The organism is Plantactinospora solaniradicis (assembly GCF_042658085.1).
Lineage (GTDB): Bacteria > Actinomycetota > Actinomycetes > Mycobacteriales > Micromonosporaceae > Plantactinospora > Plantactinospora solaniradicis.
This window is the reverse complement of the sequence record NZ_JBHSPR010000008.1, coordinates 506,339-518,643: the sequence shown is the minus strand read 5'-3', so window position 1 is coordinate 518,643 and position 12,305 is coordinate 506,339. Positions and strand designations below refer to the sequence as shown.

12 protein-coding genes and 2 pseudogenes are annotated in these 12,305 nt (G+C 72.2%); 4 read left to right on the top strand and 10 right to left on the bottom strand.

Annotated features, from left to right (window positions below; all coding sequences use genetic code 11):
* Positions 1 to 11: 11 nt before the first annotated feature.
* Both ACFP2T_RS12060 and ACFP2T_RS12055 read right to left on the bottom strand, forming a co-directional pair.
* A complete protein-coding gene (locus tag ACFP2T_RS12060) occupies positions 12 to 737 on the bottom strand; it encodes an SAM-dependent methyltransferase (RefSeq protein ID WP_377420770.1) in 726 nt (241 codons plus the stop codon).
* A 52-nt stretch (positions 738 to 789) separates the two neighbouring features.
* Positions 790 to 1,308 (bottom strand): TrmH family RNA methyltransferase, encoded by a 519-nt coding sequence (locus ACFP2T_RS12055; protein ID WP_377420768.1) that lies wholly within the window; start codon positions 1,306 to 1,308, stop codon positions 790 to 792.
* A 514-nt stretch (positions 1,309 to 1,822) separates the two neighbouring features.
* Here ACFP2T_RS12055 and ACFP2T_RS12050 point away from each other — a divergent pair.
* Complete coding sequence (locus ACFP2T_RS12050; protein WP_377420766.1) at positions 1,823 to 3,169, top strand: MFS transporter; 1,347 nt, start codon at positions 1,823 to 1,825, stop codon at positions 3,167 to 3,169.
* On the opposite strand, the gene ACFP2T_RS12045 is transcribed toward ACFP2T_RS12050, so the two are convergent.
* The 4 genes from ACFP2T_RS12045 to ACFP2T_RS12030 form a co-directional block, all read right to left on the bottom strand.
* Positions 3,141 to 3,434, bottom strand: coding sequence for a DUF6510 family protein (locus ACFP2T_RS12045; RefSeq protein WP_377420934.1), 294 nt, complete (start codon positions 3,432 to 3,434; stop codon positions 3,141 to 3,143). The two genes, ACFP2T_RS12050 and ACFP2T_RS12045, sit on opposite strands and share 29 nt — an antisense overlap.
* A gap of 63 nt (positions 3,435 to 3,497) precedes the next feature.
* Positions 3,498 to 4,262 carry a ferredoxin reductase gene (locus ACFP2T_RS12040; protein ID WP_377420764.1) on the bottom strand — a complete coding sequence of 255 codons (765 nt, stop codon included), beginning with the start codon at positions 4,260 to 4,262 and terminating at the stop codon, positions 3,498 to 3,500.
* A complete protein-coding gene (locus ACFP2T_RS12035) occupies positions 4,232 to 4,822 on the bottom strand; it encodes a molybdopterin-dependent oxidoreductase (protein WP_377420932.1) in 591 nt (196 codons plus the stop codon). The genes ACFP2T_RS12040 and ACFP2T_RS12035 overlap by 31 nt, the downstream gene beginning before the upstream one ends.
* 58 nt (positions 4,823 to 4,880) lie before the next feature.
* A complete protein-coding gene (locus ACFP2T_RS12030; protein WP_377420763.1) occupies positions 4,881 to 6,956 on the bottom strand; it encodes a hypothetical protein in 2,076 nt (691 codons plus the stop codon).
* 39 nt (positions 6,957 to 6,995) lie between these two features.
* Here ACFP2T_RS12030 and ACFP2T_RS12025 point away from each other — a divergent pair, with 39 nt between their 5' ends.
* A complete protein-coding gene (locus ACFP2T_RS12025; RefSeq protein ID WP_377420761.1) occupies positions 6,996 to 8,171 on the top strand; it encodes a CaiB/BaiF CoA transferase family protein in 1,176 nt (391 codons plus the stop codon).
* A gap of 18 nt (positions 8,172 to 8,189) precedes the next feature.
* Here ACFP2T_RS12025 and ACFP2T_RS12020 read toward each other — a convergent pair.
* Positions 8,190 to 8,333, bottom strand: a pseudogene (locus ACFP2T_RS12020) (translocation protein TolB); the annotation flags it as partial.
* Between the two features lie 40 nt (positions 8,334 to 8,373).
* Positions 8,374 to 9,020 (bottom strand): annotated as a pseudogene (locus ACFP2T_RS12015) (sulfotransferase domain-containing protein).
* A 286-nt stretch (positions 9,021 to 9,306) separates the two neighbouring features.
* Here ACFP2T_RS12015 and ACFP2T_RS12010 point away from each other — a divergent pair.
* Both ACFP2T_RS12010 and ACFP2T_RS12005 read left to right on the top strand, forming a co-directional pair.
* Entirely contained in the window at positions 9,307 to 9,579 is a 273-nt protein-coding gene (locus ACFP2T_RS12010) for a DUF2795 domain-containing protein (protein ID WP_192769493.1), read from the top strand.
* A 28-nt stretch (positions 9,580 to 9,607) separates the two neighbouring features.
* On the top strand, positions 9,608 to 10,279 hold the full coding sequence (locus ACFP2T_RS12005) for a DUF1345 domain-containing protein (RefSeq protein ID WP_377420758.1): 672 nt from the start codon (positions 9,608 to 9,610) through the stop codon (positions 10,277 to 10,279).
* Positions 10,280 to 10,526: 247 nt separating this feature from the next.
* Here ACFP2T_RS12005 and ACFP2T_RS12000 read toward each other — a convergent pair whose 3' ends face one another.
* Together ACFP2T_RS12000 and ACFP2T_RS11995 are read right to left on the bottom strand one after the other, a co-directional pair.
* Positions 10,527 to 11,192, bottom strand: a complete 666-nt coding sequence (locus ACFP2T_RS12000) for a hypothetical protein (protein WP_377420756.1) — start codon at positions 11,190 to 11,192, stop codon at positions 10,527 to 10,529.
* A 67-nt stretch (positions 11,193 to 11,259) separates the two neighbouring features.
* Positions 11,260 to 12,240, bottom strand: a complete 981-nt coding sequence (locus ACFP2T_RS11995) for a pirin family protein (RefSeq protein WP_377420754.1) — start codon at positions 12,238 to 12,240, stop codon at positions 11,260 to 11,262.
* Between the last annotated feature and the right edge of the window lie 65 nt (positions 12,241 to 12,305).

The window sequence follows — 12,305 nt, the reverse complement described above, 5'->3', positions numbered from 1 at the left end:
AGTCGCCAACGTCAACGCCCCAGGACGAAGTAACCCAGCCCCAGGACGCTCCGGTAGACAGCGACGTACTCCCGGAGCTGGGTGTCGAGTTCGTCCCGTAGGTCGTCGGCGCGGGGATCGTCGGGATGCTCCAGCAACCATTCCTGCCGGGCGGCCCGCCAGGTGCTCTCGAAGTCGTCCCACTCCCGCTGGTCTGCGGTGGAGAAGTGCAGGACCCGCCAGCCCGCGACCCGGATCTGTTCGATCAGGTCCGGCAGGGACATGGTCTGGTCGCCGAAGATTTCCACGGCCTCGGTCGACGGGGTCCGCTGCCAGTAGGCGTCACCGAAGAGGAGCCGCCCACCCGGCCGGACGAGCCCGCCGAGGATGTCGAGGGCGGGCACCGTTCCGCCGAGAACGTGCGACGAGCCGAGGCAGATGACGCGGTCGGCCGGCTTCTGCCAGGCGGTCGCCTCTTCCCGGACGAAGGTGACGTCGGGCAGCGACCGCTCGGCTGCGGCCAGCCGGCCCCGCTCCAGGGCGTCGGTGTCCGTGTCGACTCCGACCCCGGTGGCCCCGTCGCTGCCGGCGACCGCCCGGAGCAGCAGCTCACCCCAGCCGCAGCCGAGATCCAGCAGGGACGCCCCGGGCCGGATGTCGAGCCGCCTCAGCAGCATCTCGGCATGGTCTTCCGACAACGGGGTGTTCCAGCGCATCCGGGCGTACCGGACGGCTGCGGGATCGACTGGTTCTGCCATCGGCTGAGTGTGTCAGCCGACGCTCGGTTGGGCACATCCGATTACCCGGCTCTCAGAGCAGGCCGGCCAGCTTGTAAAGGACCAACGAACCCGCCACCGCGACGTTCAGGCTCAACCCGGTACCGACCATCGGGATCTCCACCGCCGCGTCGAGGGTGTCGAGCGCCTCCGCCGGAATGCCGGTGGCCTCGTGCCCGAGCACCACGATGGTCCGGCGCCGGGCGGGTGGCAGGTCGGCGAGTCGGACCGCCTCCTCGGCCAGTTCGACGCCGAGGATCCGCGCCCCGGCCGACCGTTCGGCGGCCAGCCAGCTCAGCGGGTTACCGACCCGGTGTACGCAGCTCGGCCGGCGCAACGTGTTGCCACGTGCCACGGCCTCGTCGACCCAGCGCCACGGTGGTACGGCCAGACAGGCACCGACGGCGTCGCAGGTCCGCAACAGGGTGCCGAGGTTGGCGCCGTGCATCGGCCACAGCGGCGCCGCGACGAGATGGCCCCAGCATCGGTGGGCCCGGGGACGGCGCGCGGCCCTCAACTCACGCCGGGGGCGGACCCGGATGGCCGGGCTCACGGGAGGACGGCGGCTCCGCCGCGGGAGGTGTCAGTCATTGGAGATGTGCTTCGCGGCGCACACGGGCCATCGACGGGAACCGTTCGGCTCAGTCTACCCGCCCGCCGAAGGCTTGCCGGGTCGTGGTCGGCCTGGGCTTGCCGGTCGCGGTCGGCCCCCGGTAGCGTCCGACGTTCGACGGCGACATCAGGAGGCTGATCATGAGCATTGCTCTCCTCGGCACGGTGCAGGTCTCCGCTCCGACGCGGAAGTCCACCACTCGCTGACGTCGCGCCCGGTCCTGCCGACCGGGCGCCCGGTCCTGGTCACCGACCGGGCCGGCACCATCCGTCCACCCCGGGCTTCCGCCTCGGAGCGATCCATCGGCCGCCGATCCCGACGGCCCGATTCCCGGCGCCCACATCCGGCGCCGCCTCATCGCCTCCGAGGAGACTTCCTTGTTCCCGTACGTCAACTCCGCGTGCCCGAGCACCCGGAGAGAGTGTTCCCGTCCGGCTGACCGGCGGTGGTACCGATGACCACCGCCGCCACACCGAACCAGTCCACGCCCGACGAATCCACGCCCGACCGCCCCACCCCGGACCGCGCTACCCCCGACCGACCGGTGCCCCGGCTCGGTCGGGAGTTCGGTAAGCTCTGGTCCGCCAGCGCGATCTCGAACATCGGTGACGGAGTCACGGCGGTGGCCGGACCGCTCCTGGTCGCCTCGCTGACCGACGACCCGGCCCTGATCGCCGGGGCGGCATTCGTTGGACAACTGCCCTGGCTGCTGTTCTCGCTTCCCGGCGGGGCGTTGGTGGACCGGCTCGACCGCCGCAGGGTGATGGTCGCGGTAGACCTGGGCCGGGCCGTCGCGCTCGGCACCCTCGCCGGCCTCGCACTGGCCGACGTCGTCACCGTGCCGACGGTGTACGTGGCCTTCTTCCTGCTCGGCGTCGGCGAGACGATGGCCGACACCGCCGCCGTGTCGGTGCTGCCCACCGTCGTCCCCGAGCAACGCCTGGAGCAGGCGTACGGGTGGTTGCAGGCGACCTTCGTGGTGGGCAACCAGTTCATCGCGAAACCCTTCGGCGCGTATCTCTTCGTGGTGGCGGTGGCGTGGCCGTTCGGGCTCAACGCGGTCACCTTCGTGCTCGCCGCGCTCCTGCTCACCACATTGCGTTGGCGGCCCGCACCGACGGAGCAGCCGACCGGCGGCCGGCGCGCGGGGCGGAGCCTTGGCGCGGAGATCGTCGTCGGCCTCCGGGCCATGTGGGAGTCGGCGGTGCTGCGGATGCTGGCGGTGTGCCTCTGCCTGATGAACGTGGTGTTCTGCGCCGCGTTCGCGGTCTTCGTCCTCTACTGCCGGGAGCGGCTCGGGCTGGACGAGATCGGTTTCGGCGTACTGCTGACCAGTTCCGCCGTCGGCGGACTGCTCGGCGCCTGGCTCAGCCCGCGACTGCGGAGGAGATTCGGTACCCCGGCCCTGTTGCGGGCGGGCCTGGTCGTCGAGATCGCCACCCACGCGGTGCTGGCGGCAACCCGCGAACCCTGGCTCGCGGCCGCGATCATGGCACTGTTCGGCGTGCACACCATGGTCTGGGGCGCGCTGGTGATGTCGTTGCGGGCCCGGCTCGTACCGGACGAGCTGCGCGGCCGGGTGAACAGCGTCTACTCGTTGCTCGACCTCGGTGGCGCCGCCGTCGGCACGCTGCTCGGCGGAATCCTGGCGGCGGGAACCGACAGCCTCACGGTGCCGTTCTGGGCAGCGGCGGCAGGGACGACGCTACTGCTGCTGGCCTTCTGGCGGCGGCTCGGCGCGACCGGCAGATTCGACCCAGGGCCGGCGGCGGCTACATCGCGACCGGCCCCGGCGTCGTGAACGACTCCGCCGGCATCGGAATCTGTAGGAAGGTCGAACCGCGTAGGTCCAACCAGGCGCTGTTCGGGGTACGGACCAGCCGGAGCATGACCTCGGTGCAGGACGGACAGCGGGCGACCACACCGGGTGCGTTCGAGTAGACCCGCAACGCGGCCACCGGCCCGGTCTGTCCACACGAGGCACACCGGCCGGTGGCCGTGGTCAGGTCCACGGCGAACACCTCCTGCAACGGACCGGCCAGCATGTTGCCGTCCACGTAGTCCATCCCCGGCCGCCCGGGATACACCTGCTCGGTCACGTCCACTCCTCGCTGCGCTCGTCGTTGCCGTCAGCCACCGGTCGGACCGAACCGCTCGGTCTTGACCCGGCGGGGCTCGTGACCGAGCGCGACCAGGATGTCGGACACGGCCTCCACGAACCCGGTCGGGCCGCAGACGAAGTTCGTCGGTTCGAGCTGTGGCGGCCAGCCGTGGGTGTTCAGGTCGGCGACCGCGATCCGGTGTGCCTGGGCGGGCGAAATCTCCGGCACCTCCCGGGTGTAGACGTAGGCGACGTCGAGCCCCTGGTCGTCCCGGGCCCGGCGGCGCAGTTCGTCGGCGAAGTAGATGTCGCGCTCGGTCCGGACCGAGTAGATCAGCCGGAACGGCACCCGGCTCCCGGCCGCCCGGCGGGCCCGGATCATCGCCATCAGCGGCGCGATGCCCGAGCCGCCCCCGACCAGCAGCACCGGTGCGGCGTCGGTCATCCGCCAGACGAAATAGCCGCCCAGCGGACCTTTGACCTCGATCTGGTCGCCGACCGACAGACCCTCGTTGAGGTACGGCGAGACCTCTCCGTCGGGCACCCGCTGGACGGTCACCTCGATCCGCTCACCGTCGGCCGGGGCGGACACCGAGTAGCTGCGGGCCGCCTGGTAGCCGTCCTCGGCGGTCAGCCGCAGGTCGACGTGCTGGCCCGGCAGGTGCCCGGGCCAGTCGGGAACCTCCAGCACCAGCGTGCAGGCGGTGGCGGTCTCCTCCCGGCGGTCGACCAGGCGGGCGACCCACCAGCCGGCCCGCTTGGTCAGTCGCCCTGGTATCGCTGTTCGCGCCATGGGTCACCGTAGTCGTGATAGCCGGCGGTCTCCCAGAAACCGGGCTCGTCGGTCAGGCCGAGGCGGATGCCGCGCACCCACTTGGCGGACTTCCAGAAGTAGAGGTGCGGCACCAGCAGCCGGGCCGGCCCGCCATGCTCGGCAGGCAGGTCGCCACCGTCGTACTGGTGGACGATCCAGGCCTGCCCGTCCCGCAGGTCGTCCAGCGGCAGATTGGTGGTGTAGCCGCCGTACGAGTGCACCAGGGCGTAGTCGGCGGCGGTGTCGACGCCGTCCAGCAGGGTGTCCACCGAGACGCCCCGCCAGTTCGTGCCGAGCTTCGACCAGTGGGTCACGCAGTGGATGTCCACCGTCGGCGTCTCCGTGGGCAGCGCCCACATCTCGTCCCAGGACCAGCGGAACTCGGCACCCGTCTCGGTGCTGAGCACGAACTCCCAGTCCGTCAGCGGCACCCGTGGGGTGGGGCCGGCGGAGAGCACCGGAAAGTCCTCGGTGAGGTACTGCCCGGGCGGCAGGTTCGGCTCGGCCGGTCGACGCCGACCCTGGAAGCCTGGAGACACGATGCCCACCCGCTAGTCCTACCACCTCATCGGGGGTCGCAGGTGACAACCTCGAATCTTACGGATCGGTTTCGCCCAGCACCTCGGCCGGCAGACCGGTCCAGCGGGCGTACGCGCTGTCGAGGAAGTAGGGCTCGCCGGGGTCCCAGGTGTGTCCGGCCGCCCGCCGGTGGTAGACGTAGCCGAGCGGGTGGGTCCGGTAGATGACGCCACCGTCCCGCCGCACCCGGTCGAGCAGTCCGAAGTCGACGGATCTGGGCACCGGACGCCAGCCGCCGACCGCCTCGAGATCCCCCTTGGCGATCAGCATCGTGCCGCCGGCCACCACCTCGCCGTCGGTCTCGGCCGCGCCCGACGGCCGTCGGATGGTGACGCCCAGCGTCTCCAGGTGCACGAACTCGGATCCCTTTCCCACCAGGGTCGCGCCCGAGTAGTGCCGGGCCAGCACCAGGTCCCAGACGTGTTCCGTGGCGTAGCTGTCGTCGTCGTCGAACTTGGTGACCAGGCTCCCCCGGGCCCGCCCGGTCGCGGCGCCCAGCGCCTCACCGAAACTGGCGGTGCCCGGCACCTGGACGATCTCGTACGGCCGACCGCACCGCGCCAGCGTGGCGCGTACCGGCTCCGGTAGTTCGACGCCGTGCAGGCAGAGGATGATCTCCAGCTCCGGATACGTCTGCTCGATGATCATCCGTAGCGCCGCCGGCAGCCGCTCGGGACGCCGGGTGGTCAGCAGCGCACTCACCGACGGGAAGGCGGGGAGCTGAGGAAAGACGGCCGAGGTGAGCCCCGGCAGCGCGAACGCTGTGCCGTGCCCCCGCAGCGCCGCCCGCCGCTGTCGTACGCTGCGCGCCTCCCGGGCCAGCGGCTCGGTCTCGGTCACCGCACTCGCCAGCAGGGTCCGCAGTTCCGGAACGATCAGGTCGGCCACCCGGTCCGGCAGGGTCGGGGCGGACACCACGGCCCCGGTCATCGCCACCTGGACCAGCAGCGCCGCCACCTCCACCGGCCCGGTGTCGGGAACGTCCGGACAGTCGACCACGCCTACCTGGCGCAGCATGGCGAGAACCGGAGCGGTCACCCCCGGCCCGTCGAGCTGCTGTGGTCTCGTCCGGGCACCGCCCCTGCGCCACCCCGGCGTCGGGGCGAACTCCAGCCGTACCCGGGGGGCGTCCGGCCGGTAGCAACCGGCCCGGTGGCCACGCGGATTGATCCGGCGCGCGTCCACCAGCACGGCCGGGCCACCGGCCAGGTACGGCCCGTGCCGGCCCGTCTCCCAACCCACCGCGTACGCCGCCGCGCCGGACGCCGATCCCGGCGAGCCCACCGCCCGCAGCACCACATCGTGGGCCCGGATCTCCGGGCTGTCCCGCAGCACGCCCCGGGCCACCGAGGCCGCCGGCTGGGTCGGCAGGTAGGCCGGCAGGGTGTCCTGGCCGGTCAGGTTCGGACCGGCCGGCGCCGGAAGCGGCCGGCTCGGCCCCAACGCGCGCAGCACCGCGGCGAGCACGTCGCGGAACTGCGCGGGCCGGGAGAGCCGGACGGTGACCGTGGCGACGCCCCGCCCCCGACCCGGCAACGCCACCCGGTGCCCCCGGAGGTGCGCCAACGGCCCGATGTCCCCGGACCAGCCCCGCCGGGGCGCCCGCCAGTACGCCACCACGATGGTCGCCGAACTGGTCGCTACCAGCGACACGGGCCGGGTCGACAGGTCCCGTAGCCGGTCCATCGACCCGGCGACGACCAGTATCCGTCGCGTCCCGGGGATCCGGAGCACCCGCAGTCCGACCAGTCGACCGAGCCGTTCGGCGCGGGTGGGCGGCGGGGCGCCGACCAGTCGCCAGTACCCGAGCCGCGCCGGCCGCCCGTCCTGACCGGCACGGCGCCCCGCACCAGCACCCGCACTGCCACCGGCACTGCCAAGGGCACTGTCGACGGCATCGCGACCGGTGCCACTGTGGCCCACCTCGCCCGTACGCATAGCGGTCGATCCGTTCTCTCCCGCCACGACCAGCGGCGTCTCCGCCGACGATAAGCCCTGCTGACCGCCCTGGTCGGCAAGCGCGCGGACGATGCCGCCGGAACCCGGCAGGCAGCATCCCGCGACGCGCGCCAACCGGCCGCCGGCGGAGGCCACCGGCTCGACCCGCGGACGGCGCTGTCCTATCGTGCACGGATGACCGCACCCCGACCGGCGGCCCTGGGCGGCCCACTGCACGGCGTCCGGATCGTCGAACTCGCCGGCATCGGTCCGGGCCCGTTCGCGGCGATGGTCCTCGCCGACCTGGGTGCCGACGTGGTCCGGATCGACCGGGTCGCCGAGGTCCGGCCGGAGCGGTTCGGCACCCCCCATCCCGATCTGCTGAACCGGGGACGACGATCACTGGCCGTCGACCTCAAGACAGCCGCCGGCCGGGAGGTGGTGCGCGACCTGGTCCGGGACGCCGACGTACTCGTCGAGGGGTTCCGGCCGGGTGTCACCGAGCGCCTCGGCCTGGGACCGGAGGACTGCCTGGCGATGAACCCCCGGCTGGTGTACGGCCGGATGACCGGCTGGGGCCAGGACGGCCCGAACGCCCCGTACGCCGGGCACGACATCGACTACCTGGCGCTGACCGGCGTACTGCACGGCATCGGTCGGGCCGGCGAGCCACCGGTGCCGCCGATGAACCTGGTCGGTGACTTCGGTGGCGGCGGAATGCTGCTGGCACTCGGCGTGGTCTGCGCGCTGTTCGACATCCGGGGCGGCGGGACCGGGCAGGTGGTGGACGCCGCCATGGTGGACGGGGTGGCGCTGCTCTCCACAATGATCCATTCCCTGCGCGGGATGGGGATGTGGCAGGACGCGCGCGGGGTCAACATGTTCGACGGCGGTGCACCGTTCTATGGCACCTACGAGTGTGCGGACGGGAAGTACCTGGCGGTGGGCGCCGTGGAGCCCCAGTTCTACGCCGAACTGGTCCGGCGGACCGGATTTCCGCTGCCCCCCGACGAGGCGCTCGACCGTACCGACCCCGCGAACTGGCCCGCGCTGCGGCAGGCGTGGGCGCGGCTGTTCCGGACCCGGAGTCGGGACGACTGGGCCGGCCTGCTGGAGCACACCGACGCCTGCGTGGTCCCGGTGCTCGACTGGCGGGAGGCACCCCGGCACCCGCACCTCGCCGCCCGGGGGGTGTTCGTCGCACACGCCGGGGCGGAGCAGCCGGCGCCGGCCCCCCGGTTCAGCCGTACCCCCGGGGCGATCCGCCGGCCGCCGCCACACCCCGGCGAGCACACCGACGAACTGCTGGCCGAACTCGGCCTCGACGCCGACCGGATCAGGCGACTCCGTGGCGACGGCGTCGTCGCCTGATCCGGCCGTCGACCGAGATCAGGACCGAAACGGGCCCCGAACCTCGTGGGTGATGCCGCCGGAGGACGATCCGCTGCTCCCCCGCTGCGAGGAGAAGTAGAGCCGGGTGCCGTCGGGCGAGAAGGCCGGCCCGGTGATCTCCGAACCACCGTGCCCGGCGATCCATCGGAGACCTCCACGCCACTCGTGAACGCCGATAGACCTAATTCGACCCGGTGACCAGCCGTATCGACGGAGATGAACGGTGGGCGACCTGCGTCGGACCATCGTCGGGGTGCAGCCAGCGCACCAGGTCCGGCGGTCCCAGCCCGGCCAGCCGGCGCCGGTAGTGTGCGACCTCGTCGGCGCTGAGCACCTCCCGCCCCGCACCCGAACTGCCCCGCCGGAAGAACGCCGACCGGTCCTTGAGTACGCCGGACCGGTCCGGCACCAGCCGGGCCGCCCTGGCCCGCATCTGCGCGAACGTGGCCGCCTCGACCAGATCGGGCCAGCGTCGCTCCGGCACCTCGATCCCGAGCCGCTCCGCGATCCGGCGCATCTCGCCCGGCAGATCGGTCGCCAGGTCGCCGTAGTGCACGAGCAGCACGTTCGGCTCGGCGCGTCGACCTGGTGATAGAGCGACACCGCCATGTCCAGTGGATCCCGGGCGACCACGATGTAGTCGACCCGGGTGTCGAGCGGGATCCCGTCGAGCGGGGTGTGTGTCTTGATGAACCGGCGGTGCGGCTGGGCGGCCAGCCGGGCGAAGAGTTCGTCCCGGGGTTCGACGAGCCAGTCGAGCCACGGCGACAACTCGGCCAGCGGCGCCGGCAGATCCGGGTCCTGGAAGACCAGGAGGGCACAGATCATCTGCATCCAGGTGGTGCCGCTCTTGGACCGGGTGCTGATCACCACGTCCCCCGGGCGGTGTGGGAAGCCGGTCCAGCGGCCACTGTCCTCGTCGGCTGACCGGTAACGGACGGGAACCTCAGGCATCCGGGCGAGGTTAGTCCCGCCGTGGCGGACTGGCGAGGCAAATATTCCGCAAGCCGGGCCGGGCCGCCCGCGATCGGGGTTCCGGTGGAGGCGTGAGTGTCCCCGCAACGGGTATCCGGCCGGCCGGTGAACCAGACAAACCGGCGAGGAGCAGGATCTCATGGTGACCAACGCGGACGTACTGCGGTACCTGGAGTCGATGGACTTTCCGGCGCCCAAGGAGGACATCGTCCGGGAGGCCGAACGCGCGGGAGCGCCGCGCGAGGTGCTCCAGGCGCTGCGCGGAATGCCGCCGGTGGACTACCACAACACCGAGGAGGTGGCCCGGTCGGCCGCGACCGACCTGGCCCCGGACGCCAGTCCCGCGGAACTCGCCGCGAAGGCGCGCAACCGTACCCACCAGCGGGTCGCCCGGCACATGCGGCAGCTCTGACAGCTTCCGCGGGGACGGGGCGGAAGCCGTGAACTCCCAGGGGGGCCGGCCACGACGCAAGCCTCGACGGGAGCCGCCCGCGGCGTCGGTGCAGGTGGCCGTCTTCACGGCCGTCGGGCTCTGCGTCGGCTTGCCGATTACGCTCCTGCACTCGGCGATCATGGGGCCGCTGATCGGCTGGGACGCGGCGGCGCTCACCTATCTGCTGTGGGCCTGGCGGGTGTTGTGGCCCCGGACCTGGCAGGAGACCGCCGAACTGGCCGTCCGGGAGGATCCGAGCCGGGCCATACGCGACGTGGTGCTGCTGACGGCGGGCCTGGCCAGCCTGCTGGCGATCGGGATCCTGCTGGCCACCGACCAGTCCGTCCGCGGCTTCGAACGGGACCTGCACATCGGACTGGGCATCATCAGCGTGCTGCTCTCCTGGACCGTGGTGCACACGGTCTTCACCGCCCGGTACGCCGTGCTGTACTACACCGGCGAGGACGGCGGGATCAACTTCCACGAGTCGGAGCCGCCCCGGTACACCGACTTCGCCTACGTGTCCTTCACGATCGGCATGACGTTCCAGGTCGCGGACACCGACCTGACCTCGAAGGCGATGCGGGCCACCGTGCTGCGGCACGCGCTGTTGTCGTACCTGTTCGGCGCGGTCATCATCGCGGCGACCATCAACCTGTTGGCCGGACTGGCCGAGTAACCCCACTGCCGGACGCGACCGAGGCACCGGACGAGGCGCCCCATTCGCGGTTGGACGCGAACCGGGCGCCACGTCCGACATTGCCCCGGCAAGGTCGACGTGTCCGAACCGGACACGGACCGCTGCCGGGCAGCGGCTGCCAGCCCGAACCGGGCGAGCAAGCGCCGCTGACCTATCTTATGATCTGGGATTGTCCAACCGGCCAGAATTCGTGAAAACTGTGCGCGAAAACACGCTGTTTAGCCACTCAACGGGCGATTTCGTCGTATGTGTTCTCCAGCTCGACCCTTGCCAGGGCACCTACCAACCAGGCCAGTTTCTCGGACTCGCCGCCACCGGCGAGTACGGCCAGGTCGGCAGCCGTCCTTCCGAGACGGAGCTTCCGGGCGGCGACCAGGGCACCCCGATCGGCGACCGGCGGGGTCTCCGACCACAGCGCCTGGACCTCACGCAGGAACAGCTCGACCACCTCGGCGTCCACTCCGGGCAGTTCGCGGAGCAGCGTCCGCTCGCGGGCGGGCTCATACCGCGCCGCGGCACGCAGTCGTCGCAGATCTCCCCGGTAGCGCTCGACCAGCGCGACGGCGAGATCGCCCAACGTGCCGGCGAGCCGGTCCGCGTCGCCGCGCCGGCCGTGGTCGCGGAGCACCCCGACCCGCGCCTCCGGTCGGGACCGGGCCATCCGGGCCGGACTCCCCCAACCCTGGTTGCGTAGCGCCAGCACCGGCTCCACCGCCCGGCGGGCGTCCGGGCTCCGGCGCAACAGGATCGACAGGCAGAGCACCTGGAAGAGACTCGCCGGGTTGTTGGTCACCTGGAGTCCGTACTCCTCGGCGAAGCCCCGGCTCCGCCCCACCAGAGCGCGGACGAGCCGCTTGCGGTCCTCGACGCTGGTCGTCGCAGTGGTCGCCATGCCGGCGACTACCCGCGACGGGTCGGACCAAAGCTGCCGGGCCCCGGAGGTTTCGCCGGACCGGCGCTCATCCGACGGTGCGACCGTGCCGATCACGGCTCTTCAGCCGGGTCGTCGGCATCTCCGGCGCCGGCAGCGGATCCGCGTCGTCGCCCCGCACCCGGCCGAACCGGGCGCTGCCGGCCATCCAGTCCGCGCGGGCCTCGGCGATCTCCTCGTGCGACCGCCCGACGAAGTTCCACCACATCACCAGGGACGCGTCGAACGGCTCGCCGCCGAGCAGCATCAGCCGGGTCGGACCGGCGGCCCGGACCGTCAGCTCCCGACGGCCGGGCCCGAGGTAGAGCAGCGAGCCCGGGGTCAGCGCGGTGTCGGCGACCTCGGCCGCGCCGGACATCACCAGCACGCCGTGCTCGAATCCGGCGGTCAGCGGCAGCCGGGCCGTCCCGCCGTCCGGTAGCCAGAGCTGCGCGCCGAGCAGCGGGGAGTGCACCACCGCCGGGGACCGGACGCCGCCGAACTCCCCCACCAGCACGGTCACCGACAGATTCGGCTCGGCCAGCACCGGCAGGTCCGGGTGGTGGGCGAACCCGGGCGGGCCCGAGCGGGCGGCGTCGGGCAGCGCCACCCAGAGCTGCAACCCGTGCAGGGTGGGCGGGTGGTCGGGAGGCGAGTACTCGGAGTGTGCGATCCCGTGCCCGGACGTCATCACGTTCAGCTGACCGGGCCGGATGAGCTGGTCGCTACCGAGGCTGTCCAGGTGCCGGATCTCGCCGTGCACCAGCCAGGTGACGGTCTGCAGTCCGGTGTGCGGATGCGGCCCGATGCCCATCCCGGGACGGTTGGCGACGTTGTCCGGACCGAAGTGGTCGACGAAACACCAGGCCCCGACGGTACGGAGCTGTCGCTGCGGCAACAGGCGACGCACGGTGGTGTAACGGCCCAGCGGCACGTCGTGGCCCGGCAGCAGCACGTTGGTCGGCTCGGCGACCGCCGCCGCCGTACCCGGTCGCAGGGTCTCCCCCGGCATCGGCTCCGCAGTACTCACCCCGCCGAGCCTACGCCGCCGGCCCGGCCGCCTGAGCAGCCCCGGCGACGGCAGCACCCATCCGT

What these genes read in the sequence shown, in the direction of transcription:
- ACFP2T_RS12060 (WP_377420770.1), bottom strand. Translation starts at nt 737, where the DNA reads ATGGCAGAACCAGTCGATCCCGCAGCCGTCCGGTACGCCCGGATGCGC.
- ACFP2T_RS12050 (WP_377420766.1), top strand. Translation starts at nt 1,823, where the DNA reads ATGACCACCGCCGCCACACCGAACCAGTCCACGCCCGACGAATCCACG.
- ACFP2T_RS12045 (WP_377420934.1), bottom strand. Translation starts at nt 3,434, where the DNA reads ATGGACTACGTGGACGGCAACATGCTGGCCGGTCCGTTGCAGGAGGTG.
- ACFP2T_RS12040 (WP_377420764.1), bottom strand. Translation starts at nt 4,262, where the DNA reads ATGGCGCGAACAGCGATACCAGGGCGACTGACCAAGCGGGCCGGCTGG.
- ACFP2T_RS12025 (WP_377420761.1), top strand. Translation starts at nt 6,996, where the DNA reads ATGACCGCACCCCGACCGGCGGCCCTGGGCGGCCCACTGCACGGCGTC.
- ACFP2T_RS12010 (WP_192769493.1), top strand. Translation starts at nt 9,307, where the DNA reads ATGGTGACCAACGCGGACGTACTGCGGTACCTGGAGTCGATGGACTTT.
- ACFP2T_RS12000 (WP_377420756.1), bottom strand. Translation starts at nt 11,192, where the DNA reads ATGGCGACCACTGCGACGACCAGCGTCGAGGACCGCAAGCGGCTCGTC.